The 22,307-nt window shown below is 67.5% G+C and carries 27 protein-coding genes and 1 tRNA gene; 15 read left to right on the top strand and 13 right to left on the bottom strand.

Annotated elements, in window-relative coordinates:
- Nucleotides 1–46 precede the first annotated feature (46 nt).
- A complete protein-coding gene (locus ACIA49_RS12005; RefSeq protein WP_396377123.1) occupies nt 47–595 on the top strand; it encodes a 5-formyltetrahydrofolate cyclo-ligase in 549 nt (182 codons plus the stop codon).
- On the opposite strand, the gene ACIA49_RS12000 is transcribed toward ACIA49_RS12005, so the two are convergent.
- On the bottom strand, nt 592–3,138 hold the full coding sequence (locus tag ACIA49_RS12000; protein ID WP_396377122.1) for a penicillin acylase family protein: 2,547 nt from the start codon (nt 3,136–3,138) through the stop codon (nt 592–594). The two genes, ACIA49_RS12005 and ACIA49_RS12000, sit on opposite strands and share 4 nt — an antisense overlap.
- 183 nt (nt 3,139–3,321) lie before the next feature.
- Between ACIA49_RS12000 and ACIA49_RS11995 the strand changes: the two genes are divergently transcribed.
- The 3 genes from ACIA49_RS11995 to mscL all read left to right on the top strand — a co-directional run bounded on the left by ACIA49_RS11995 (nt 3,322) and on the right by mscL (nt 4,812).
- A complete protein-coding gene (locus ACIA49_RS11995) occupies nt 3,322–3,663 on the top strand; it encodes an FmdB family zinc ribbon protein (protein ID WP_391548873.1) in 342 nt (113 codons plus the stop codon).
- A gap of 55 nt (nt 3,664–3,718) precedes the next feature.
- Nucleotides 3,719–4,333: a hypothetical protein gene (locus ACIA49_RS11990; RefSeq protein ID WP_396377121.1), complete on the top strand. Its 615-nt coding sequence runs from the start codon at nt 3,719–3,721 to the stop codon at nt 4,331–4,333.
- 86 nt (nt 4,334–4,419) lie between these two features.
- Nucleotides 4,420–4,812 carry a large conductance mechanosensitive channel protein MscL gene (mscL, locus tag ACIA49_RS11985; RefSeq protein ID WP_396377120.1) on the top strand — a complete coding sequence of 131 codons (393 nt, stop codon included), beginning with the start codon at nt 4,420–4,422 and terminating at the stop codon, nt 4,810–4,812.
- On the opposite strand, the gene ACIA49_RS11980 is transcribed toward mscL, so the two are convergent.
- Genes ACIA49_RS11980 through ACIA49_RS11970 form a run of 3 tightly spaced genes read right to left on the bottom strand, consistent with a single transcriptional unit; the run spans nt 4,809 to nt 6,270 of the window.
- On the bottom strand, nt 4,809–5,432 hold the full coding sequence (locus ACIA49_RS11980; protein ID WP_396377119.1) for a hypothetical protein: 624 nt from the start codon (nt 5,430–5,432) through the stop codon (nt 4,809–4,811). The two genes, mscL and ACIA49_RS11980, sit on opposite strands and share 4 nt — an antisense overlap.
- A complete protein-coding gene (locus tag ACIA49_RS11975; RefSeq protein ID WP_391548869.1) occupies nt 5,429–5,569 on the bottom strand; it encodes a hypothetical protein in 141 nt (46 codons plus the stop codon). The genes ACIA49_RS11980 and ACIA49_RS11975 overlap by 4 nt, the downstream gene beginning before the upstream one ends.
- Nucleotides 5,566–6,270: a hypothetical protein gene (locus ACIA49_RS11970; RefSeq protein ID WP_391548868.1), complete on the bottom strand. Its 705-nt coding sequence runs from the start codon at nt 6,268–6,270 to the stop codon at nt 5,566–5,568. The genes ACIA49_RS11975 and ACIA49_RS11970 overlap by 4 nt, the downstream gene beginning before the upstream one ends.
- Nucleotides 6,271–6,445: 175 nt before the next feature.
- Here ACIA49_RS11970 and ACIA49_RS11965 point away from each other — a divergent pair, with 175 nt between their 5' ends.
- The 4 genes from ACIA49_RS11965 to ACIA49_RS11950 all read left to right on the top strand — a co-directional run bounded on the left by ACIA49_RS11965 (nt 6,446) and on the right by ACIA49_RS11950 (nt 9,771).
- Nucleotides 6,446–7,057, top strand: a complete 612-nt coding sequence (locus tag ACIA49_RS11965) for a hypothetical protein (RefSeq protein ID WP_396377118.1) — start codon at nt 6,446–6,448, stop codon at nt 7,055–7,057.
- A gap of 211 nt (nt 7,058–7,268) precedes the next feature.
- Nucleotides 7,269–7,778 carry a SigE family RNA polymerase sigma factor gene (locus ACIA49_RS11960; RefSeq protein WP_396377117.1) on the top strand — a complete coding sequence of 170 codons (510 nt, stop codon included), beginning with the start codon at nt 7,269–7,271 and terminating at the stop codon, nt 7,776–7,778.
- Complete coding sequence (locus ACIA49_RS11955; protein ID WP_396377116.1) at nt 7,775–8,386, top strand: META domain-containing protein; 612 nt, start codon at nt 7,775–7,777, stop codon at nt 8,384–8,386. Before ACIA49_RS11960 ends, ACIA49_RS11955 begins: the two co-directional genes overlap by 4 nt.
- A 92-nt stretch (nt 8,387–8,478) precedes the next feature.
- Nucleotides 8,479–9,771, top strand: a complete 1,293-nt coding sequence (locus tag ACIA49_RS11950) for a hypothetical protein (RefSeq protein ID WP_396377115.1) — start codon at nt 8,479–8,481, stop codon at nt 9,769–9,771.
- Between the two features lie 50 nt (nt 9,772–9,821).
- On the opposite strand, the gene ACIA49_RS11945 is transcribed toward ACIA49_RS11950, so the two are convergent.
- The 3 genes from ACIA49_RS11945 to ACIA49_RS11935 all read right to left on the bottom strand — a co-directional run bounded on the left by ACIA49_RS11945 (nt 9,822) and on the right by ACIA49_RS11935 (nt 11,330).
- Nucleotides 9,822–9,897, bottom strand: a tRNA-Arg gene (locus ACIA49_RS11945).
- Between the two features lie 137 nt (nt 9,898–10,034).
- Complete coding sequence (locus ACIA49_RS11940; RefSeq protein ID WP_396377114.1) at nt 10,035–10,418, bottom strand: hypothetical protein; 384 nt, start codon at nt 10,416–10,418, stop codon at nt 10,035–10,037.
- A gap of 90 nt (nt 10,419–10,508) precedes the next feature.
- The gene (locus ACIA49_RS11935) at nt 10,509–11,330 is read right to left on the bottom strand and encodes a phosphotransferase family protein (RefSeq protein ID WP_396377113.1); all 822 of its coding nucleotides are present in this window, start codon (nt 11,328–11,330) and stop codon (nt 10,509–10,511) included.
- Between the two features lie 460 nt (nt 11,331–11,790).
- On the opposite strand from ACIA49_RS11935, the gene ACIA49_RS11930 reads away from it, so the two are divergent.
- Entirely contained in the window at nt 11,791–12,753 is a 963-nt protein-coding gene (locus tag ACIA49_RS11930; protein WP_396377112.1) for a phosphotransferase family protein, read from the top strand.
- 49 nt (nt 12,754–12,802) lie between these two features.
- Here the strand turns inward: ACIA49_RS11930 and ACIA49_RS11925 are convergent, their stop codons facing one another.
- Nucleotides 12,803–13,108, bottom strand: a complete 306-nt coding sequence (locus ACIA49_RS11925) for a hypothetical protein (RefSeq protein ID WP_396377111.1) — start codon at nt 13,106–13,108, stop codon at nt 12,803–12,805.
- Between the two features lie 84 nt (nt 13,109–13,192).
- Here ACIA49_RS11925 and ACIA49_RS11920 point away from each other — a divergent pair, with 84 nt between their 5' ends.
- A complete protein-coding gene (locus ACIA49_RS11920; protein ID WP_396377110.1) occupies nt 13,193–13,639 on the top strand; it encodes a hypothetical protein in 447 nt (148 codons plus the stop codon).
- Nucleotides 13,640–13,655: 16 nt separating this feature from the next.
- Entirely contained in the window at nt 13,656–14,135 is a 480-nt protein-coding gene (gene smpB / locus ACIA49_RS11915) for an SsrA-binding protein SmpB (protein ID WP_396377109.1), read from the top strand.
- On the opposite strand, the gene ACIA49_RS11910 is transcribed toward smpB, so the two are convergent.
- The 3 genes from ACIA49_RS11910 to ACIA49_RS11900 are packed head-to-tail and all read right to left on the bottom strand — an operon-like array spanning nt 14,104 to nt 17,283.
- The gene (locus ACIA49_RS11910) at nt 14,104–15,954 is read right to left on the bottom strand and encodes a hypothetical protein (RefSeq protein WP_396377108.1); all 1,851 of its coding nucleotides are present in this window, start codon (nt 15,952–15,954) and stop codon (nt 14,104–14,106) included. The genes smpB and ACIA49_RS11910 overlap by 32 nt on opposite strands.
- A complete protein-coding gene (locus ACIA49_RS11905; protein ID WP_396377107.1) occupies nt 15,939–16,691 on the bottom strand; it encodes an ABC transporter ATP-binding protein in 753 nt (250 codons plus the stop codon). Before ACIA49_RS11905 ends, ACIA49_RS11910 begins: the two co-directional genes overlap by 16 nt.
- Before the next feature lies 1 nt (nt 16,692).
- Entirely contained in the window at nt 16,693–17,283 is a 591-nt protein-coding gene (locus ACIA49_RS11900) for a TetR/AcrR family transcriptional regulator (protein ID WP_396377106.1), read from the bottom strand.
- 236 nt (nt 17,284–17,519) lie between these two features.
- On the opposite strand from ACIA49_RS11900, the gene ACIA49_RS11895 reads away from it, so the two are divergent.
- Together ACIA49_RS11895 and ACIA49_RS11890 are read left to right on the top strand one after the other, a co-directional pair.
- On the top strand, nt 17,520–17,966 hold the full coding sequence (locus ACIA49_RS11895; RefSeq protein WP_396377105.1) for a DUF5994 family protein: 447 nt from the start codon (nt 17,520–17,522) through the stop codon (nt 17,964–17,966).
- A 20-nt stretch (nt 17,967–17,986) separates the two neighbouring features.
- A complete protein-coding gene (locus ACIA49_RS11890) occupies nt 17,987–18,256 on the top strand; it encodes a hypothetical protein (RefSeq protein ID WP_396377104.1) in 270 nt (89 codons plus the stop codon).
- A 1-nt stretch (nt 18,257) separates the two neighbouring features.
- On the opposite strand, the gene ACIA49_RS11885 is transcribed toward ACIA49_RS11890, so the two are convergent.
- Complete coding sequence (locus ACIA49_RS11885; protein ID WP_396377103.1) at nt 18,258–19,358, bottom strand: S1 family peptidase; 1,101 nt, start codon at nt 19,356–19,358, stop codon at nt 18,258–18,260.
- 71 nt (nt 19,359–19,429) lie between these two features.
- Nucleotides 19,430–20,458 carry a hypothetical protein gene (locus tag ACIA49_RS11880; protein ID WP_396377102.1) on the bottom strand — a complete coding sequence of 343 codons (1,029 nt, stop codon included), beginning with the start codon at nt 20,456–20,458 and terminating at the stop codon, nt 19,430–19,432.
- A gap of 92 nt (nt 20,459–20,550) precedes the next feature.
- Here ACIA49_RS11880 and ACIA49_RS11875 point away from each other — a divergent pair, with 92 nt between their 5' ends.
- Together ACIA49_RS11875 and ACIA49_RS11870 are read left to right on the top strand one after the other, a co-directional pair.
- On the top strand, nt 20,551–21,483 hold the full coding sequence (locus tag ACIA49_RS11875; protein WP_396377101.1) for an NAD-dependent epimerase/dehydratase family protein: 933 nt from the start codon (nt 20,551–20,553) through the stop codon (nt 21,481–21,483).
- Between the two features lie 43 nt (nt 21,484–21,526).
- The gene (locus ACIA49_RS11870; RefSeq protein ID WP_396377100.1) at nt 21,527–22,249 is read left to right on the top strand and encodes a DUF2993 domain-containing protein; all 723 of its coding nucleotides are present in this window, start codon (nt 21,527–21,529) and stop codon (nt 22,247–22,249) included.
- Nucleotides 22,250–22,307 lie beyond the last annotated feature (58 nt).

Genomic DNA, 22,307 nt, shown 5'->3' with positions numbered 1-22,307 from the left:
GGCCCAATCGCAGTGTTAACCGCGTCACGCCGCCTACTATCAACGCGTGTTCGCGTCGAAGGCCGTAGCGCGGCAGCACTTCCTCACCGCCCGCGCAGCGAGGCCCGCGGAGGACCTGCTGCGAGGCGCCCGCTCCCTGCCGATCGTGCAGAACGCACGGCGGATCGCCCTGTACGTCTCGATGGGCCCGGAGCCTCAGACCGGCGCACTGATCGACTGGCTGCTCGCCGGCGACCATGAGGTGCTGCTACCGATCCTGTACGCCGACAACGACCTCGGCTGGGGCGTCGCTCCCGGAGCGGCCGACCTGGTCCCCGGACGCCTCGGACTGTCCGAGCCCCGGACCGATCTGGGCTCGGATGCGATCAGCACCGCCGACCTGGTCATCTGCCCAGCGCTCGCGGTCGCACAGGACGGCGTACGGCTTGGTCGTGGTGGTGGCTCCTACGACCGGGCACTCACCCGAGTAGCACCCGGTACGCCGATCTGGGCGGCCGTCTACGACTCCGAAGTCGTCGACTCGCTACCGTCCGATCCGCATGACCACCTGGTTCACGCAGCGCTCACACCGACCGGACTGATCCCGGTCGGTTAGCGCTCCGGCTTACCCGTAAGGGTCAGCGTGTGCTTGCGCTTGGCCTCGACCGCACCGCGGGTGAACGCCCACGGCAGGGTCTCGCCCTTCGCCCACAGCTCGGTCTGGTCGGTGTAGTTCGTCGAGAACGCGTGCCCTGAGACACCGGTCAGGCTGATCCAGCGCGACTTGTCGAAGTCGGACAGGTCGACCACCATCCGCATCGACGGCGCCGAGGTCACCTCGTAGCCCACCGATGCGTCCCACGAGGTCGCGTCCACCATCGACGCGCCACCACCGAGCTCGTACGGACCGCGATTGAAGAGCTTCTCGACCGCACCGATGCCGGACTCGCCCAGCGTCTGGTTGGTCAGCGTGAGCTTGTGCAGCTGACCCCAGCGCCAGTTCGCCGGCTCGCGAGCCATCTTCTTGGTGATCTCGGTCCGGGCGTCGATCAGAGCCTGCCGGAGGATGTCGTCGCGGCTCTCCACCTGCGGGGTCCGCAGGTCGTCCCACCAGCTGTTGTTGGGCTGGTTGAGCAGGGTGCGCATGACCTCGATCCAGCGGGAGCCGCCGTCCGGCCAGGCGTCCTTCGGCATCTGGTCGTGGAACGTCAGCGCGAGCAGATTGCGCCACACGACGTTGAAGTACGCCGCCGGTGCCGAGTCGGCCGGCTGCGTGAAGTCCCAGCCCCGCAGCGTGTCCTGGCCCTGCCGCTCGAACGCATCGTTGATCCCGATCCTGAGCAGCGACGGCATCAGCATCTCGGCGGCCGGGTTCTTGGTGTCCAGCTGGATCGACGCCATCTTGGCCGCGTCGAGAGTGCCGGCCTCCTTGATCCGATTCAGGATCTCCTGCGACCGGTAGCCGTAGTCCCAGCTGTCGCTCAGGAAGTACGGATAGGTCTTCGGTACGACGGCCTGGTTCGCGGTGACGATGATGCCGTCGGCCGGGTCGAACTCGGTCGGCATCGCCTTGAACGGGATGTACCCGTTCCAGTCGTTCCTGGGGTCCCAGCCGGCCACGGGCCACTTCCCGCTCGCCACCTTGCGGATCGGGACCAGACCGGGCGCCTGGTAGCCGATGTGGCCTTCGGTGTCGGCGTAGATCAGGTTCTGCGAGGGGACCTCGAACAGCTGGGCCGCATCGCGGAACTGGGTCCAGTTCTGGGCGCGGTTGATCGCGAACAGCGCGTCGGCGGTCTTGCCCGGCCGGAGCGCGGTCCACTGCAGAGCGACGCCGTACGCCTTGTCGGCCTTGTCCCGTCTGGCGGCCAGCTCACCGGTCGCGCGCTCGTCGGCGCCGACGTCGGAGACGATCGGCCCGTGCCGGGACTCGCGCACGGTGATCTTCACCGGCTCGTCCTGGCCTGCGACCTGGAAGGTCTCCTCACGAGTGGTGAGCGGCTTCCAGCGGTTGTTGTAGAGGACATTGTTCCCCTCGATCCGCTCCAGGTAGAGGTCCTGGACATCGGGGTCGAGGTTGGTGAAGCCCCAAGAGATCGCGTTGTTGTGGCCGATCACCACGCCGGGGAGTCCGGAGAAGCTGAAGCCGGAGACGTCGTACGGGCAGGTGCGGCCGAGGTTGGTGCAGTGCAGGCCGACCTGCGTCCAGACGCCCGGCATGGTCGCGCCGAGATGCGGGTCGTTGGCCAGCAGCGGCTTGCCGCTCTCGGTGTGGTCACCGGACACGACCCAGGAGTTCGAGCCGATGCCGTTGCCCTGGCCGAGCAGCTGCGGCAGGCCCTTGGCGACCTTGTCCACCGAGTCCAGCGACTTCAGCAGGTCCGTGGTCAGCATGCCGCGCCGCAGCTCGTTACCGGCCGGCGGAGCGGAGCTGAACTTGCCGTCCGCGCCGACCGAGGCCGTCGCGATGATCGGCTCGTTCCGGTCGTACGGATACGCCGGGTAGAGGCTGTCGACGCTCTTCGAGGGGAGGGTGGCCAGCAGCCGGGTGCGGTTGATCTCCTCGTCCATGTTGCCGCCGAGGTCCCAGGCCATCGCCTTCAGCCACGCCATCGAGTCGGCCGCGGTCCACGGCTCCGGCCGGTAGTCACGCCGGCCGTTGGGGTCCAGACCCAGTACGGCGTACTCCAGGCTGAGGCCGGAGCCGCTGTGCTTGTCGAGGTAGGCGTTCACACCGCGGGCGTAGTCGTCCAGGTACTGCCGGGTGGTCGGGCTGACCAGCCCGAGCTCCTTCTCCGCGACCCGGCGCCAGCCCATCGTCCGGACGAACTTGTCCGTCTCCAGCGCGTCCTTGCCGAACAGCTCACTCAGCCGGCCCGCGGTGACGTGCCGGCGGAAGTCCATCTCGAAGAACCGGTCCTGCGCGGCGACATAGCCCTGCGCGGCGAACAGGTCGGACGGGTCGGAGGCGTAGATCTGCGGGATCCCGTTGGAGTCGCGGACCACCTCGACGTCGGCGTCCAGACCCGCCAGCTCGATGTTCCCGTCGTAGGAGGGGAACGAGTGGCGGACGACGAAGACAGCAGTACCGGCGATCACCACGAGGACCGTGGCGAGCGCGATACCGCAGATGATGACGGCTCGAAGCAGGCGACGCACGGACCCAACCGTAGAGAATGCGGACCCTGGGCCCAAATGGGGTCCCGGTGAACTTTGCGTTGCTCTGCGTCCGGAGCAGGCTGCGGGGCGGAGTTGAGCGGGAAGTTTGGAATACTTCGGGGCGCTGACGCATTATTAGCAGTCGAGTAGCAGGAGTGCCAGCCGGCCTGAAGGGAACCAACCGTGCCCACGTACCAGTACCAGTGCACCGACTGCGGTGAGGCGCTCGAGGTGCGGCAGAGCTTCACCGACGACGCGCTGACCGTCTGCCCGAACTGCCAGGGCACGCTGCGTAAGGTCTTCAACGCGGTGGGTGTTGTCTTCAAGGGTTCCGGTTTCTACCGCAACGACAGCCGCTCCACGAGCACGAGCTCGGTCCCGGCCAAGTCGGAGTCGGCCTCGTCGTCGAGCAAGTCGGAGTCCTCTTCGTCCTCGACGTCCTCGTCCTCGGACTCCGGGTCGTCGTCGAAGTCCTCGGACTCCTCGAGCAAGGGCAGCTCCTCCAGCTCGACCAGCGCCGCCTGATTTTGGGCTGTGGATAACTGAGAGCAGGGCCGGAGAAACTCGTACTTTCTCTGGCATGACAAGCCTTTCGTTCCTCCGCGACCTCTCCCGAGCCGCTCGCTGGCACCGCCGTCTCCTCGCCGGCGTCGCCGCCGCGGCCGCCGTCTACTTCGGCCTCACGTCCCTTGCCCCCGCTCCTCCCCCGACAGTCACGGTGCTCGCCGCAGCACGCGATCTGTCCGGCGGCGTCGTGCCAACTCCGGCCGACCTCCGTTCGCTCGAGCTACCCGCCGACGCCATTCCCTCGGGAGTGCTGAAACCTGGCGCCGACGTCGCCATGCGTGTGCTGAGTGGCCCGGTCAGATCCGGCGAACCACTCACCGACGCCCGGTTTCTCGGTCCTGGACTAGTTCCATCGGGGTCGGTCGCTTATCCGTTCCGCATCGGTGACGCCGAGATCAGCGCCTTGCTCCGGGTCGGCGATCGACTCGACCTGTACGCCGGAACCAGTACGCCGACTGCCTCGGCCGGGCTCGTGGCCCACGCCGTACGGGTGATTGCGCTGCCGGCTTCACGGTCGACTGCCGGCGCGCTGATCGTCGTGGGCGTCTCGCCCGCGGTGGCCGGCAGACTGGCCCAGGCCACAACGAATTCGAGGATCAGCGTCGCGCTGACTCCGGACACGAGTTGATCGTCTGCGGCGCGGTCCCTCGCGTGACCAGTGGCGCGGTTCTACGTTGACCGGAGTACAACACCCCGCTTCGTGGAGGCACTCCAATGCTCAAGGGCTTCAAAGAATTCGTCATGCGCGGGAACGTCGTCGACCTCGCGGTCGCGGTCGTCATCGGCGCCGCGTTCGGCAAGATCATCGACGCCATCGTCAAGAACTTCATCAACCCACTGGTTGCGGCGATCTTCGGTCAGCCCGACCTGGGCGGCGTCGGGAACTTCGAGATCGGCAAGGGCAAGTTCCACATCGGCCTCATCCTGAACGAGCTGCTCAGTTTCCTGTTCGTCGCTGCGGCCGTCTACTTCTTCATCGTGTTCCCGTTGAACAAGCTGGCCGAACGTCGCAAGCGGGGCGAGGAGCCGGCACCGGACGACGAGCCGCTGACCACGGACCAGCAACTGCTGACCGAGATTCGCGACTCGCTGCGTCAGCGTTCCTAGTTCACGAACTCCACGATCGTCCGCACGAATTCGTCCAGGTACGGCGGGAAGTCGGGGCGCGGTGGTTCCGGGTAGCCGGACAGCTCCCGGCTTCCCTGGACCAGCCCCAGCAGGGCGTCGACCGTCCTGCGCTGATGCATCGGGTTCTCCATCAGCGACGGCAGAACGGCGACCGGGATCCGGGCCAGATCCGCCAGCCCGGCGTCCGTCGTACCGCGCAAGGTGTCGCCGGCCAGGAGCCGGTCGGCGTCCTCGGGTGCGCATCCACGGCCTAGGAGACCGGCTCGGGTGAGCGTGTCCACGCCGGCGTCGCCGGCGGTTGCGGGCCACGCGAGGACCAGGCGGTCGACGAGATCGGGGTAGACCAATGTCAGGCGAGCAGCAACTGTGCATCCGTTGGATGCGCCGATGATCGTCAGCGGTTCGGTGCGCTTCGCCAGTAGTTCACCGAGGGCGTCGACCTCGACGCCCCAGTCGTTCGGCAGCCTCGCGCGGTCCGGGGCGAGCACGGTCAGACCGGCGGCCGTCAGTCCGGCGGTGATGCCCGGCGTATCCCAGAACTTCTGCGCGTCCATCGGGTCCCAGAGACCGCCGTGGACGAGCAGGACGGTGGTGCTCATCCGTGGTGCGGTGGAACCTCGCGCAGGATGCGCTCGTCGTCATCGCTGCCGGGGTCGTTCTCGCCCCAGCTCCGCGGGTCGTCGTCGCGGGTCTGGTCGGGCAGCACCGGCTCGTCGTCCTCGTACGGGCTTGTCATGGTTCCAGGTTACCGAGCTGGCGGGGCTCTCCGGTGCCGAGTTCACGAGGCTGGTCCGAAACGACCTCACCCTGGACGGCGTTCGGGTCGATCTGCGGGGCGACGGCGGCCTGGAGCAGCGGCTGGATTCCCGGTTCACCATGCCAGCGGTCGCTTCCGAGCACGTTCCAGGCCGACAGCACGGACAGCGTCGGCATCGCCAGACCGGCGAGCTGCAACGGCTCGGCGTTCTGGAAGGCCATCGTGATCCGCCAGTTCGCGGGATCGGGATAGAACTCCTGCACCGCGCTGTAGTAGAAGCTCAGCCAGCCACGACCCGGCAGCTGACACAGGATCCGGTAGTTGGTCGCGACGGTGGGAACCTCTTGCAGGTCTCGCCACATCAGCTCGGTGTTGCGCTTCGCGGCGGCCTTCCGGCTCGCGTTGACGGCAGCGTTGGCCGCCAGCGCGCCGACCACCAGCGCCGGGTGGCCGATGATGAACCCGCCACTCGTGGTGTAGCGGCCACTCCCCCGGTACAGCCGGGCATAGTGCGCGACCGTGTTCAGGTAGGGGACCTCGCCCGGTTCGAGGACGAGACCGTAGATGGTCAACGGTTGCGGATGGTTCCCGGCCAGCAGCCAGCGCGCCCAGTCGATACCGAGCTGCCATTCCTCGCGCTCGCGCTGCGCCGTACCGGATCTCTTGTCGTTGCGGCCCACGGGACAGCATATTAGTCGGCAATCGCGTACAGCGCGTGCGCGTTACAGGTCGGCCTCGGTTGCCGCACGATCCGCAGGCGTGACCGGAACGACGCGCCGCCGTGATGGTTTGGCACGCGCTATGAGACTCCGGTCGACCATCATGGGGGGCCTTGCCAACCGGAAGGACCCAGTCGTGAGTGCATTACGGACACGGGGCCTGATCGGTGCGACGCTCGTCGTGGCAGTTCTCGGGATGACCGCCGCCTGCGGTTCCGAGAATGCCTCGCCACCGCCCGCCGCCCAGCCCACCGCGAACCCGACCGATACCCCGAGCAGTACCCCCAGCACGACGCCGAGCCCGAGCAGCACGCCCAGCATGGACTGCCCCGAGACCATCGCGTCGGTCAAGACCGCGACCGACAAGGTCGCCTGGGGAACCGGACCGGCCAAGTCGCTGTTCCAGCCGGTCTCGGTGACCATCTGCCAGTACGACGCCGGTGCGACCGGCGCGGTCTACGCCAACGTGACGACCAAGCGCACGGCGGCCCAGGCGACCGACCTGTTCGCCCTGGTGAACGCGGCCAAGCCGGTCGCGAAGAAGCCGGCCTTCTGCACCAAGGAGCTCGGCCCGACCTACGTCCTGCGGTTCACCGACAACGACCGCGGAGTTCTGTCTGTCACGGTGGAGGCCTTCGGCTGCCACCGCCTGGTCGCGACCTCGCTGGAGGGCCAGGGCAAGCCCGGCGCCCTGCCGGCGCCGCGGCAGGCGACCCCCGAGCTGATCAAGTCGCTCGGCCTGCGCTGACCTGGCGCCGGACGCGCCCCCCGAAGCCGTCCGGACCAGGTCACACCGCGGCCCAGACCGGTTCACCCCGGTCTGGGCCGTCCGGTGAGCTCAGCACGGTCCACGTCTCAGCACGGTGAGATCAGACTGTGCGGCAACCTCTGCAGCACATCGGGCACCTCGGTGCATCTAATAGATGTGAGGTGTTGTACGCCCAGCCGGGGAGTGGCGAGTGGAGTTCGAGGAGTACGTGTCCGCGCGCGGACAGGAATTGGTGCGGCTCGGTTTCACCGTCTCGGGCGATTACCAACGAGCCGAGGACCTGGCCCAGACCGCGCTGCTGCAGGCGTTCCGGTCCTGGCGCAAGGTCCGCAAGGCCGACGATCCGCATCACTACGTGCGCCGGATCCTGGTCAACGAGTACCTGGCGATGACGCGCCGGCGTTCCTTCACCGAGGCGCCGACCGCCGAGGTCGAGCCGCACCACACGGTGCCCGACCCGGCCACCGGCATCGTGGATTCCGACGACCTCTGGCATGCCCTGCAGGAGTTGTCGGCGCGGGAGAGGGTCGTTCTGGTGCTGCGCTACTACCAGGACCTGGACGACCGCACGATCGCCGACCTGCTCGGCATCAAACCGTCCTCCGTCCGGGCGACGGCCAGCCGCGGGCTGGCGACCCTCCGGCTGGTCATTCCCCCGAAGGCCAGACAGTCCAACCGTGTTGATGAGAGGTTGTCGTGAGTAACACCGATCTCGAGGATGAGCTGCGCGGGACGCTGGACCGCGCCGCCGCCTCCGTGCCGCAGGCGACCGGTCTGTCCGACCGGGCCGCGACCGGAGCGCGTCAGGCCCGCCGCCGTACCTGGATCGTCTCCGGGGCCGCGGCGGTCGCAGTCGCCGCGGTCGCCGTCACGGGCTTTGCTCTCACCGGCGGCAACACACCGGAGCAACCACCGGTTGCCGGCGGCGTGGCCCCCCAGAGCACAGTCCCGACGACGACCGCGGTCCAGCCGATGTCGGCCAAGACCGTGGCCGGTACCTGGCGAGCCACCCAGATCACCGGGGTGAAGTCGCTGAAGGCACCCCGGTCCGACGACCCGGTGCTGGTCTTCAAGGCCGACGGCACCTGGTCCGGTTCGGACGGCTGCAACCCGCTGCAGGGGACGTTCACGATCGGTCAGCGCGGTGAGTTCGCCGCGAAGATCGGTCCGCAGCACATGATCGGCTGCGACAACGTTCCGCACACCGGTGTCCTGCAGTCCGCCAAGCGGATCGAGGTCGCCGGGGACACGCTCACCTTCACTGCGGCGGACGGTCACGAGCTTGCCAGATACGCTCGCGCAGGGTAGTCAAATTTGCTTGCGGACGGTGATCACCTATTGACTGAGCGGAGTCTCTGCGCGGACGATTGACCGAGGTCGTCCACCGATGAAGGAGCCCTGTGCGACTCTCAGCCACCGTCCCTCTGCTGGCCCTTGGCTCAGTCTCACTCTTCGCAGTCGGCCTCACGGCCACTGCCTCGGGGCCTCCACAGGCTGCGGAAGCAGCCTGTTCGCACGCCGGCCCGAGCGTCAGCGCCACCGCGGCGAAGCGGCTCTCGCAGCCGACCTCGTCGTCGGATCCGCGCCCGCTCGGCGAGACCATGGGTGAGGGCCTCGGCGTCGCCGTCCGCTCGCTGGAACCCCTCGACGCGACCGGCCGCCCGAAGTCCGGGCTGCCGTTCGGGCTGAGCCAGGGCGTCATCGGCGTGATCGGTACGGCGTCGACCGGGTACAAGGTCGTCGTCGACACGAACGTGCTGGACGAGAAGAAGTACGGCGCTGCCCTCGCCAAGCACATGCCGGCCGCCGGTAAGCAGATGGTCGGCCTGGAACGCAGCTGCCGCTCGGCCAAGGCGATCGCCGACAGCTGGAACACGGTCGGAGCCCGCGCCTGGTCCAACGACGCGAAGCGCACCACCTTCGCCGCCGACCTCGATCCGGTGAGCGAGAACATCCAGGTCGAGTACGACCAGGCCAGCACCTCCACCGAATCCGTCGACGGCTTGAGCGGACTGACCGGCGTACAAGCAACTGCAGGTGGTCTCGAGCGCACCTCCCGACTCAGTGACACCCCGAAGGGCGGTCACTGGGGTGGTGCCCGTATCTCGTCCTCCTCCAAGAACTGCTCGGCCGGCTTCTCCGTCGTCCGCCGTTCCGACGGCAAGCGCGGCTCCGTCACCGCTGGCCACTGCGGCGGCGTCGGCACCAACTGGAAGTCCGGACCGAACTTCTACGGCACCACCGCGGTCCGCACCAACTACCCCGACTACGACCAGTCCCTGCTGATGGGCAGCACCTACGGCGCCAAGATCTGGACCGACGGTCCCGGCGACGCCGCCGCCAAGCGCACCGTCACCGGCGGCGCCGACCCCGGCGTAGGCACCGTCGTCTGCCAGTCCGGCAGCTTCAGCACCTCGCTCTGCGGCCTCACCGTCCGCTCCACCTCCGCCAAGTACTGCGACGTCGACGGCTGCACCACCTACGTCATCCGCGCCACCCGCGGCGGCGCCATCGCCATCATGGGCGGCGACTCCGGCGGCCCCGTCTACAGCCGCCCCAGCTCCACCACCGCCACCATCCGCGGCGTAGCCTTCGCCGGCGCCGGCTGCGCCTCCTCCCGCTGCACCACCCTCTACGCCGAGCGCTACGCCTCCATCACCGGCCACCTAGGAGTTCGAGCCCTCACCGGCTGACCTCAGCCGAGATAGCTCGGACAGAGGCTCGAGTGGCAGTGCCACCGCGTTGGTGCCCCCGGCAGGATTCGAACCTGCGGCACATGGTTTAGGAAACCACTGCTCTATCCCCTGAGCTACGGGGGCCCAAGGCGTGGAACAGCGTATCCGACAGCTCAGTGCCCGTGCGACACGGGCAAGTCGCAGGCAGCGGCCCGCACGACCGCCGGCCATCGATGCTCACCAGCGCGGTGGCCGGGACCACACCGTGTTCGTGGTTCGGGTTAGGGCTTGTAACCGACGTCGGTGACCCAGGCCGAGCAAAGGTCGGCGGTCGGCCAGGACTTGTCCACACAAGCGCGGTACTTGATCGTGGTCTGGACCTTACGAGGAATCGGCAGCGTCTCGCTCTCGCTGGTACCGCAACCACGACTGGACTTCAGTTTGATGATGTCTCCACCGTTGTCCGGGGTGTACCAGTTCGCATACACGGAATCGTCATCGCACGCGGTGTCTTCGATGATGAGGTCGGGTCCCCATCCGTCGAACGTTGCTGCGGCACCCTTGACCGAGGCGTGGCTGATCAGAATGCCGGACGGCGTGGCCGCCGCGGGCACTGTGGAGGCGAGCAGGGCAGTGGTGGCGATGGCAATTCCGAGGCGACGCATGATGGCCTTTCGTCGGGCGGCGAAGTGGTTCCGAGATTAACGTCGGAACGCCTGCCCGTGGGCCGTTTTGCACCTTCTTGCAATCACTACTCACCTGCTGAGGTCCGCCATGAGCTTGTCGGCCCAGGCGGTGTGAGCTGGTGCCCAGGTTGGTTCCCAGGCGGCTTCGACGATGCAGATGTGGAAGCGGTAGAAGAGCAGCATGCGCTCCGCGTGCGCGGGGTCTTGTGGACCACGTGCGAAGTACCGATCCCGCAGTACAGGATTGAGCTGAGCCGGCCGGGGATCGTCGGCAGGCCCACCACCAACGAAGCGCGCCAGGTCGTAGAGCGGATCTCCAACCAGGGCAGCACCCCAATCCACCAGGGCGGTCACCTCGCCGCTAGACGGGTCGACGTAGACCTCGCGGTCTCCCAGATCAGCATGCAGCAGCGCCGCCGGCGCACGGTCGAGATCCGCCGCGAACTCCTCCGCCAAACGCCTAGCCCGCTCACCAAACGAGGCACTGACATCGTTTCGCTGCGTCAGCGTGGCAAGGGCTTCTTCCATGACCTGCCGTTGCCACTGCGACCAACTGGCGAGCGTCGCCCGGGAACCATCAGGCGCGATCGACCCGCGACCCGGCAGCGTGGTCTCGTGAAGTCGCGTGTAGTGCAAGGCAAGGTCGGCAAGGCTCCGCGCGATCGTCGGCGCACCCAAGCCAACATCCGCAAGTGTTTGCCCACGAGCAGCGCGCGTGATCATCCACCGACCGCCGGGCAGCTGATCGTCAAAGCCCGTCGCAAGAACATCCACCACCGGTACGCCGCCCGCACGCGCCAGGCCGATCACGGCGGCTTCGGTGTGGACGTTCTGATTCGCACCCGCCTTGAGGAAGGCTGTCAGTCCATCACGCAACACAACCTTGACCACAACCGTCGGCCCCCACGTCCGCTGCGGCTCAAAGGCACCAGCCTCACCCCCAAGCGCCCGAGTCGCAACGACCACGGCACGCTGATGAGCAGGCGACGTCTCCACCCGGTCACCGTACGGCCTGACGTCGGTCTCGAGTGACCGATGCCAGCACGGCGGACCGCCACCACTCACTAACTCTGCGCGGCACACCTGACTCACGCTCAGCGCGTACCGCCCGGACGTCCCAGGAGCGGGTTGATGAGTGGCGCAGGTCCGCACCCCCATGCAGACGGCATGCTCCAAGCGGACCGCCACCACCCACCAACTCCACGCAGCTCGGCCGATTCACGCTCAACACGCCCGCCTCCAACCGCCCACCAACCACTTAGACGGTGACGCAGATCCAGACCGAAGTCAGGCGCACCGGTGGTGAGCAGGCGACCACCCAGGCACCGTAAGGCCGATACCATCGCACGACATGGATGACGCAACAGCCGTCGGCGCTGTCCTCGTCTCAACGCAGCTCAGGCGATTCAGGGACCTCTGCGAGGTAGAGGGGCCCATCGAGCCGCGCTTCGAGGGAGCCACGAAGCATGTGCTCCTCGCCGACGACCGCGCCTTTCTGTTTCCTCGCAACCACACGATCGTCGGGCAGCTCGAGCGCGAATGCGATGTCTACGCAGCGATCGATCATCCATTCGTCCCGAGGCTGCTCGGCCGCTGGGACGAGCCCGCGATCTCGCCGTACCCGTTCTTCGCCGTGACTCGGCTCCGGGGCACCGTGCCCGGTGACCTGTCACCCGAACGTCTGCGAATGCTGGCGGGACAGCTCGGTACGGCGCTTGCGGCGTGCCATGACGTCGGTCCCGAGACCGTCCCGCGATCCCTCTGGGCCAACGCCTGGTCGGAACCACCGTCGGCACCACCGACGGCGACCGACTGCTACACGCCTCTCCGCGAACTGGGCGGGACGGAACGCCTCACCGAATCGGTCGCAGCCTTCGTTGGCCCGGCAGGTGAGCGGACCTTGCGCGAAGCCCTCGAAGTTGTCGACACCATGGAACCGGTCCTTGCCCACGGCGATCTGTACGAGGATCACCTGCTGCTCGACGAGTCCGGGACCTTGACCGGGATTCTCGACTGGGGCTTCGGAGGTGTGGTGTCTCCCCTGGTCGACTTCACGTGCAGCCAGTGGGACAGCGCAACTTGGGCCGCCGAGGGCTCGTACGGCGAGCTCCGTCACCACCTCTGGACGACGTACGCCCAACATCGGTCGGTGCCGCTGCCGAGTTGGGAGCAGGTCCACCTGGCACTGACCGCATTCGACATCGTTGCCCTGGCACCCGAGACGGAGAGCCACTACTACTGGCAGCAGAGCCCCGAGTGGCGAGCCGCTCGGCGGACTGCGGCGCGTGAGTGCCTGCAGGCTTTGCTCGCCTGACACCTCGGCTGAAGCAGGACTTCAGCCGAGGTTTCGTTGCGCCATTGACTCAACGACCGGTGGCTTCGCCGAACTTTTCGGTGGCTTGGTCGGTGAGGTTTTCGGTGGGGAGGTCGATGCCGGTGGCTTCGGTGACCTGGTCGCCGAAGGTGTCGGCTTGGCCTTGGGCGGCTTCGGTTAGGCCTTCGGTGGCTTGGGTGGCTTGGTCGGTGGCGGCGGTGAGGTCGACGCCGGTGGTTTCGGCGAGTTTGTCGGTGGCGCCGGAGAGGTCGAGGCCGGTGGCCTCGGTGACCTTGTCGGTGGCGCCGGAGAGGAGCTCGGTCGCCTTGTCCTTGAGCGAGTCGAAGATGCCCATGAGGAGAACCCTTCAGTCATTGTCGGCTAGGAGGGAATCACCCAAGGTAGCAAGCACGTTCAAGGCCTCTCGTAGAGTGAGCGCATGGCTGAGGGTGCATTGGTTCCGGATGATTTCGACGTACCGACCGAGTTCGTCGGGCCGGGGTTTCGGCTTGAGCCGTTGGGACCTCAGCACAATGGTGCGGATCATGCCGCGTGGACGGGGAGCATCGAACACATCCGCGGTACGACGGGATTCGGCAAGTGGCCGCCGGTGGAGGGGATGACGCTGGAGGCGAATCTCGCTGATCTGCAACGGCATGCCGACGACTTCGCCGTGCGGCGCGGGTTCACCTACACGGTCCTAGATCCCGAGACGGGCGATGTCATCGGGTGCGTCTACCTCTACCCGTCGAAGAAGCCCGAGTACGACGCCGTACTGCGGACCTGGGTGACCGCCGATCGCGCCGAGCTCGACGGCACGTTGCACGCCACGCTGGTCGAGTGGCTGCAATCGAGCTGGCCGTTGGGCACGCTCGAACACCGCTGAGTGCGAGAATCGGACTGTGAAGAAGCCCGAGACCGACCCTGTGATCGCGCGCAACCGGAAGGCTGCCCACGAGTACGAACTGGGTGAGTCCTGGGAGGCCGGGATCGTGCTGCAGGGCATGGAGGTCAAAGGCCTGCGCGCCGGGCGGGCGTCCTTGGTCGGCGGCTTCGCCCAGATCGAGGCCCGCGAGATCTGGCTGCACGGTGTGCACATCCCGCAGTACTCGCAGGCGCGCTGGTTCGAAGGGGGCTCGCGGCGCAAGCGGAAGCTGCTCCTGCACCGCGCCCAGATCGACAAGATCGAGCGCAAGGTCAACGAGAGCGGACTGACGATCGTCCCGGTGAAGCTCTACTTCAAGGACGGTCGCGCGAAGGTCGAGATCGCCCTCGCGCGCGGCAAGAAGACCTGGGACAAGCGGCATGCGCTCGCCGAACGCGAGGCGACCCGAGAGACCGAGCGTGCGCTCAACCGTCGGCTGAAAGGCCGCCCGGACTGAGTTCAGGCAGTCCCTTCAGCTTGGCGGCTCGCCAGTAGGTGAGGCCGCCGAAGGCGTACATGCTGAGGCCGAGCAGTGCCATCAGAGCGATGACCGGCCACTGCCACGAGGAGCCGAGGTGAAGCGCTAGGAACCACGACTTCGTGTCGACGCCGTTCAACTTGAACACCGCCGGTACGACGGCCTGCGGGATGAGCGGGACTGCACCGAAGCCGAGGCAGAGACCGGCGACTGTGCGGCGCCACTTGGGGATGCGGTCGAGCTTGCTCGCCATGGTGGCCTGCCCACCACCAGTGGATCGACCGTGCCGCAGCAGGGTGAGCAACTCCGGCCCGCGCCGCTCCAGGCGCGCTGCAGCCAGGCGACCGAAGTACCACCACGCCAGTACGCCGGACGCCAGGCCGGCGGCAATGCCCCACCAGGACCACGTGAGCGCCACAGCGAGCGCCGGACCACCAGTGAGGGCGACGAGGACGAGCATCACGTAGACGAGGCCCATGGTCTCGCCCTCGTTCTCGCCGGAGTCGAGCGTGTTGCCGGAGCGCTTGTGGGCGTCAGTGGTCGGCACGGGCACAAAGACCGAGGCGAGAACGATCAGGCCGGACGCCCCGCCGAGCAGAGCCGGTACGACGCTGAGTACGACGGGCCATGCGGCCGCACCGGACCACCAGGTGAGCAGCACAGTGATCACGAGGGCCGGCGGTGCCAGCACCAGCAGGAAGGCACGTTGCCGTGCGCGGATGTCCACGCGCGCCGAGCCGGGCGTCATCAGGGTCAGCCAGAAGGCGGTGCCGTCAGCGCCGTACAGGTTGGCGAACATGGCGCCGGCCATGACGACAGCTGCTGCGCCGGCCCAGGGAGCCATGCCCTTCCAGCCGATCGCGAGCGGCATCAGGCAGAAGAGCAGACCATACGCGATCGAGAAGATAGCGCGGTGGCCGTAGAGGAGGTCACGTGTCCAGGTGCGCAGCTCCTTGGCAGCCGCAGCTCCACGGGCATCACTAGCCTGCAACCGTCGGCGAGGGCGTACCCCCACGCGAGTGGCCGTGGTTCGCCGTACCAGCAAGGCAGACCAGGCGACGAACATGAGCGCACTCAGCAGGGCAAGCCCAAGCAGCACACCAACGGCCTGCAACCAGTCGCCGCGACCAGCAGCCTCCACAGCAGCCAGGCCCCAGCCGGACGGCGCGAGCCGCGCTGCGTGCGAGATGACGCCCTGCACGTCGGTGCTGACGAAGGCTGCGATCAGAGCCCAGCCCTGAGCAGCGAAGGCGAGGATGAAGGCGTTGACGAGCGCAGCGAAGACCGCGCCGATCCGGAACCGCAGAAGCACGCCATAGATCGCAACAGCGAGCCGGGACGCCAGCACGAAGCTCAGGAGCTGCAACACCACCGCAGGCAGAGCAATCAGGGCCGCGCCGACAGACAGCTGTCCACCCACCACGATCAGGCACAGCAGCGCCACCAAACTCACCGCAGGCGCCACACCGGCGAGAGCGGCCGCGAGCAGCCCGCCGGCCAGCGTGCGCGACGGCAGCGGCACCATGGCGAAGTACTCGACCTTCAGCGTCTCGTCGCCACCACCGAGGAACAGCGGGCCGACGATCCAGCCGAGCATCCAGACTGCAATGGCGACCGCCACGACATCGACGTCACCCTGAAAAGCGGCCCAGATCGTCGCCCCAGCCAGCACGAGCCCGAGGAACGCACCGCCGACCAGCCAGGAGACTCTGGCGTTGTCACGCAGCGAATGCCGCAGTGCGGCCAGGCGCATCCGGACCAGCGTCTGCGAGGTCCCATACGTCAGTGCGAGAGCCATGCCAACCCCTCCGCGCCCCGCGTCGATGCCCCGACCAGCGAGACGAACGCGTCCTCGAGACTGCCACCGGCCTGTACGTCGGAAACGGTGCCCGAGGCAACTACCCGGCCGGAGGCGACGACCGCGACCCGATCGCACAGCTGCTCGACCAGCGCCATCACGTGGCTCGACATCACCACGGAGCCCCCGCCGGCGATGAACCTGTTCAGGATGGTCCGGATCGTTGCCGCCGACACCGGATCGACGGCCTCGAAGGGCTCGTCGAGCACAAGCAGCCGAGGCGCATGCAGCAGCGCGACAGCCAGACCCAGCTTCTTGCGCATCCCGGTGGAGTAGCCGATCACCTGCTTGTCATCCTCGTCGGCAAGCTCCAGTACGTCGAGGAGTTCCGCCGTACGGGCGTTGACATCCGCCGCCGGAAGACCGCGCAGCAGGCCGAGGTAGGTCAGTACCTCGCGGCCGGTCAACCGCTCGGGCAGACCCAACCCGTCCGGTAGGACGCCGACCAGGCCCTTCGCCTCGAGCGGGTCGGCCCAGACGTCAACCCCGAAGATCTTCGCCGTACCGGTGTCAGGACGCAGCAGGCCGACCGCCATCGACAGCGAGGTGGTCTTCCCGGCGCCGTTCGGGCCGAGCAGACCGAAGAACGAGCCCTGTGGGACGGTCAGACTGAGGTCGTCGACCGCCTTCTGCGCACCGAACATCTTGCCGAGTCCGGTCAGCTCCAAAGCTTGCATGTCAGCGCGTTTCCTTTCGCGTGGCCCGCTCGAAGAGATCGGCGAGCTGCTCGCCGTAGGCGGTGAGATCGAGGTCTTCGACGTGGCCGAGCATCGCCGGTACGGCGTCGATCGCGGCCCTGATCGAGGTGGCCACGACGCGGGTGTCGAAGTCGCCGAACTCCCCCGTCTGCTGCCCCCAGTGCAGGACCTTCTGGACGTCGGTGATCGCCTGCGCGCCCTGCTCGGCGTACAGGCCGTTGTCGTGCTGGATGATCTCGAGCATCGCGCGCAACCGCTCGGGGTGCAGCCGCATGAACTCGAGGTTGCTGGTGATCAGCGCCCGCAGCCCGAGCGTGGCGCTCGACTGGGCCACGATGAGCGGCTCCATCATCGCGACCGCGGCCTGCGCCGCGTCCGTCATCACCGCGGCGATCAGGCCGGCCTTGTTGCCGAAGTGGTACGAGATCACGCCGACGCTGACCCCGGCCCGTTCGGCGATCCGCGCCATCGACGCCTTGCCCAGGCCGACTTCCGCGATCACCCCCGCGGCACAGTCCGTCAGCTGCGCCCGCCGGGCCGCTTCAATGAACGTCTCATTTTCTGAAGGCACGTTCAGAAATTAGCACACATCTTCAGACCCCGTCGACTGCCGCGCTCGCGACCCAGGCCCGTGGCGACGGCGGTGGCACGCGCGATCGGCGGCGGGGTAGCGGTGAGGGCGTAGGGTGGGGGTATCCGGATCGACGACATCGAACGTGTGGTGCCGGTTGTGCCCGGCCACCCCTAGGGATGCGCCATGAAGGTTCCGTTCGATTCCATCACCGCGTCGTGAGTGGGTTCCAGTCGGTGTCACGAGTAGCAGGATTCGAGACCGAGCCGTCGACGCCGCGGCTGCGGCTGCGGGAGTCTGCCACCAAGGATCTGCCGCTGAACGGTGGCTGGTGGCCGCGGTCGGACGACCCGGTGGCGGAGCTGCCCGGGTTGATCATGGCGCTCGACGAGCTCGGTGACGGGATCGTCACGCGACTGCTGCTGCACCGGCCGTCCTGGAGTTCGCACCCGGCGCGACTGGGTGTCTCCGGGCGCGTGGTGACGATGGGGTACTTCACGACCCAGCCGCTCAACCTGCTGATCGCGATGCGCGATTCGTACGGCTGGCGCCTCGATCTGCTGACCGTCCCACCCGGTACGCCGGAGGACGTGGCCGAGCTGGCGCTGGAGCAGGCCAGCTCGGACGACAACCAGGTGCCTGCGCAATTCCTCCTCGCTGGTGTTGAGGCGTCCAAGCAGTGAGCTTCGAGAGGCGAGGACTGATGACTACCCGATCACTGACCGAATTCGGCGACGTCTGCCGGCGCTCGAACGCCGACCACGACCTCGCCCACCTGTACGCCGCTGTCGTGTCAGCACGGGTGGCCGAGCGGCTCGGGCGGGCGACGCGGCCGCCGGGTGGCGGACTGCGCTCCAACGGCGACCGCCTCACCACTGCACTCGTCGCGTACACCACCGCACTCGAGGGCTACGCCCTGCCGGTGCCGCCGGTGATCCGTGACGAACTCCGGCTTCGCCGCGCCCTGCCCTGACTCAGCGGACGGGCACCGGGTCCGAGAGGTATTCGGTGTGCCCGCCCTTGTTCTCGGCGAAGACCATGCAGCGGACGTCCTCGCCGGACTGCGCGTTGGTCACTGTGAACGTCGCAGCCTTGGCACCGTCGATCTCGAAGTACCAGTCGTCGCTACCGGTCTTGCGGTGCACCCAGTCGTACTCGATCGCCTTACTAGGCTTGGGATTCAGCCACCGCGGGACAGGACAGGTCAGGGACTGACCGACTGCCGGCGTGCCCTCGAGCGTCAGCGGACCGCTTAGCCGCGGCGCCCACACCGGGTGCGGTTGCGCAGCGAAGTGCCGGAGCGCCGGGATGTTCGTGAACTCGTTGATAGCGCCCTGAACGCATTCCTTGCCGACGATCTCGCCGCCGGAGCTGACCAGACCGGCGAGGACGAGCCGGCCGTGCTCTCGCGCCACCACCGGACCACCGCTGTCCCCCGGACAGACGTTCATAGCGGGCGCCTGAGCACACAGGACCGACGGGTCGCTGGCAGCGCCTGACTTGTCCTCGGCCGCACACACCGACGGGCTCTGCACCTTCAGGTCGGCCTTCAGCAAGGCTTCGCTGTACGTCGTTCCCGGCCCAGGCGGCGCGGTGATCCCATGCCCGAAGACCGTCAAGGTGGCCCCCGGCTGCAACGCCTCCCGAGCCAAGGGCAACGGCCGAACCCCTCGTACCGGCCGTGCCAGCTCCACGATCGTCAGGTCGTTGACCGCGACCTCTGCCTGCGGGTTGTTCGGGTCAACGGTCGAACTCATCATCCGGTAGCCGGGATGGGTCGAGAACGCCTTCGCCTGCACAATTCGACTGCCGATGTGGAACTCGACATCGCCAGTCGCCGCGTAGTCCAGACAGTGCCCCGCGGTCAGCACGCGCGTCGGCGAGACGAGTACGCCGCCGCACCGGTACCGCTGCAGATAGGGCTCACCTGGCTTGTCCGCGACGTTGGCGATCCCCACCATCCATGGCGCGTCCGCGCTGCGCGCCGGCGTACCGCCTGTCATCGCGTAAGCAGGACTGACTGCCAGCAAGCCCACTGCGGCGCCAAGCACGACACTTCTGATTGTCCGGTTCATGATCCCAAGCTAGGGATGTGGACCGGCCGTACACATCGGACGGAAGACGTCTTTGCGCTAAGACCAAAGGCTTAGGACGCGCGTGGTTTCGGCCCACTCGAACGGAGGCTACCGAGACGGGAGAGGGCGTCGAACCAGAAACGGGCTCCAGGCAACGTTGCGAGTGCCATCAGCAACCAACCGACGAGAGTGAGCAAGATGTCGCTCACACCAGCGAGGCCGTGGCGTTCGAACCAGTTGCAGGAGGCATCCGGGAGAGTGCAGGTGGCGGTGACTCCCCAACCGACCGGGAGGCCGGAGGCACGGACGTCGCGGATCTGCTGGCGGAGGTCGTCGAGGCACTCGGCCGGGCTTCCAGAACAGTTCGAGTTGACGGTGGCCTGGGCGACGACCGCACCACGGAGTGCCTCGTCGGTGTAGAGCGAGCGGGTCAGTTCGACGACGTTCACGTTGAAGATGACGACGACGATCGACGCGAGGGCGAGCGAGATCCACCGGACGTGACGCTTGTACCAACCGGAGACGCGCGCCATGTGGTCGTCGTACCACTCCTCGATGCCGGCGCGGAGCTTCGTCAGGTCCGTCCCCGCCTCGGCGAGCAGACCGAGCAGCGGCTGCTTGAGCGGGTTCGTGGGTTCGAGCGCATTGATCTTCGTCCGGACCTCGTCGAGCGTCGTCGCACCGGTGGAATCCGGCACGAGCACCCCGATCAGCGCCCGCGCGAACGAACGGCCGGAGACGTACGACGGGAGGCTGCGCCGATCCTTGACGCTCAGTTTGGCGTTGCCCGCGTTCGCCGGAGCCGCGCCCCTGTTGGCAGATCGGGAGACCATCGGCTGCTCGACGATCTGCGTCACCATCGGCTGCGCCGGTTCGCCCGGCTTGACGACGGGCTCCAGCGACGTACGACGTACCAGGTCGGGCAGGCGTAGCGCGAAGTCGCTCTTGCCGTCGACGAGCGACCGGATCCCCCGCAGCAGGTACTCGCCGCGCAGCCCGATGTAGCGCGCGACCGCCTCGGTCAGCACGGAGACCAGCGCGGAGAAGGCCGCGAAGGCGAAGACGAGTCCGATGACGGTCTGCAGAACCAAGCTGTCCATGAAGATCCTCACAGCAGTCGGAGGTCAATTGACGCACAGTGATCACCTGATCCACAACAGCCCAGACCCGCGACGCCAGTAGGTTGGGAGATATGGCGTTGCAGGTGGTTGTCGGTGGTGGAGCAGTCGGTACGGCGGTAGCGCGGCTGCTGGTGGAGCGTGGGGATCACGTCAAGCTCATCAGTAGGCGAGGCGGCGCTCCGGAAGGCATCGAGGGAGTGGCGGCCGACGCAACGGACGGCGACGGGCTGGCGCGGATTTCAGAAGGCGCGGCGACGATCTACTCGTGCGCCGGACCGGCGTACCACCAGTGGGCGACGGACTGGCCGCCGCTCGCCGCGGGGCTGATCAAAGCGGCCGAGCTCAGCGGTGCGGTCTTGGTGACGACGGGCAACCTGTACGGCTACGGACAGGTGGACGGCCCGATCCGCGAGGACCTGCCACTGCGCCCGAACACCGAGAAGGGCAGGGTCCGCGCGCAGGTGTGGACCGACGCATTGACGGCCCACGAGGCCGGTCGAATCCGGACCGCCGAGGTCCGTGGCTCCGACTACCTCGGGGACGGCGCAGTCTCGCCGTACAGTGTGCTTGTCCTGCCCAAACTCCTTGCAGGTAAGGCGGCTTCGGTACCGGCCGACCTCGACGCCCCGCACAGTTGGACGTACGTCGGCGATGTCGCGCGGACGCTGATTGCCGTCGCGGACGACCAGACCGCGTGGGGTCGGGCATGGCATGTACCGAGCCCGGAACCGCTGTCGATGCGCGCGCTGGCGACCCTGACCGCAGAGCTCGCCGGTACGACGCCGGCCCGCATCTCGTCGATGCCTTCGTTCGTCCTGCGACTGGCCGGACTCGTCGACAAGACCGCTCGCGCGTCCGTCGAAACGCAGTACCAATGGCGCCGTCCGTTCGTCCTCGACAGCACCGCGGCAATTGTTGCCTTTGGCATCAAACCGGCCACGACCGCGGACGCCGTACGGGAGATGATCGAACCGAATCGGAACATCCGGCGTCAGACCCCCTAAGCTGTGCGGGTTCGACGGGGACACCGAAGCCGGAAGGGCTGGGATGAGTTCGAGAAAACCACGTCGCTGGTTGCGGCGGCTGGTGGTCACGCTGATCGTGCTCGCGGTGCTCGCGGTCGCGGCCGACCGCGCTGCCGCCTGGGCGGCGGAGAACCGGTTGGCGTCGATGGCCGAGCAGCAAGCGGCCCGGTACGACCTGACCGCCCAGGACACCACCGTCAAGATCGGCGGGTTCGGCTTCCTGCCGCAGGTGGCGAAGGAGGAGTTCTCGACGGTCACGATGACGATGACGAAGCCGACCTTCTCCGAGGTGCCGGGTGAGAACCTCGAGGTGACGATGAACGGGGTGCACGTCCCCCGCGGCGTGATCACCGGTGATGCCGGCGCGGCGGTGACCGTCGACACCACCGACATCCGGCTGAAGCTGTCCCCGGCCGAGGTGGGCAAGCTGGTCGCTCGTGGTGCCGGACTGAACGGGCTGACGCTGCAGGCCGTCGACGGCAAGCTCAAGACCAACCTGTCGCTGCGTGGGATCTCGATCGACGCCACCGTCACCCCGACCGCCAACAAGGGCCGGGTCGCGCTGAAGATCGACCAGATCTCCGACAGCGTGCCGAGCGTGGTGCGCGACCTGCTGCAAGCGCGGCTGGCGCGCGGGATCTCGCTGCCGAAGCTCCCGTACGACGCCACCCTCAAGGAGGTCGCGATCGAGGACGGCTCCGTCGTGCTGATCGCGACGGCGGCGAACTTGAAACTGACCACCTGAGCGCAAGACTTGAACAGACCCGCCGCACCCCTAGGGGTCCGGCGGGTTTTTTCACTCC

This window comes from Kribbella sp. NPDC051587 (assembly GCF_044453945.1).
Taxonomy (GTDB): domain Bacteria; phylum Actinomycetota; class Actinomycetes; order Propionibacteriales; family Kribbellaceae; genus Kribbella.
The sequence above is the reverse complement of the archived record's forward strand: the minus strand, read 5'-3'. Positions and strand labels throughout refer to the sequence as shown.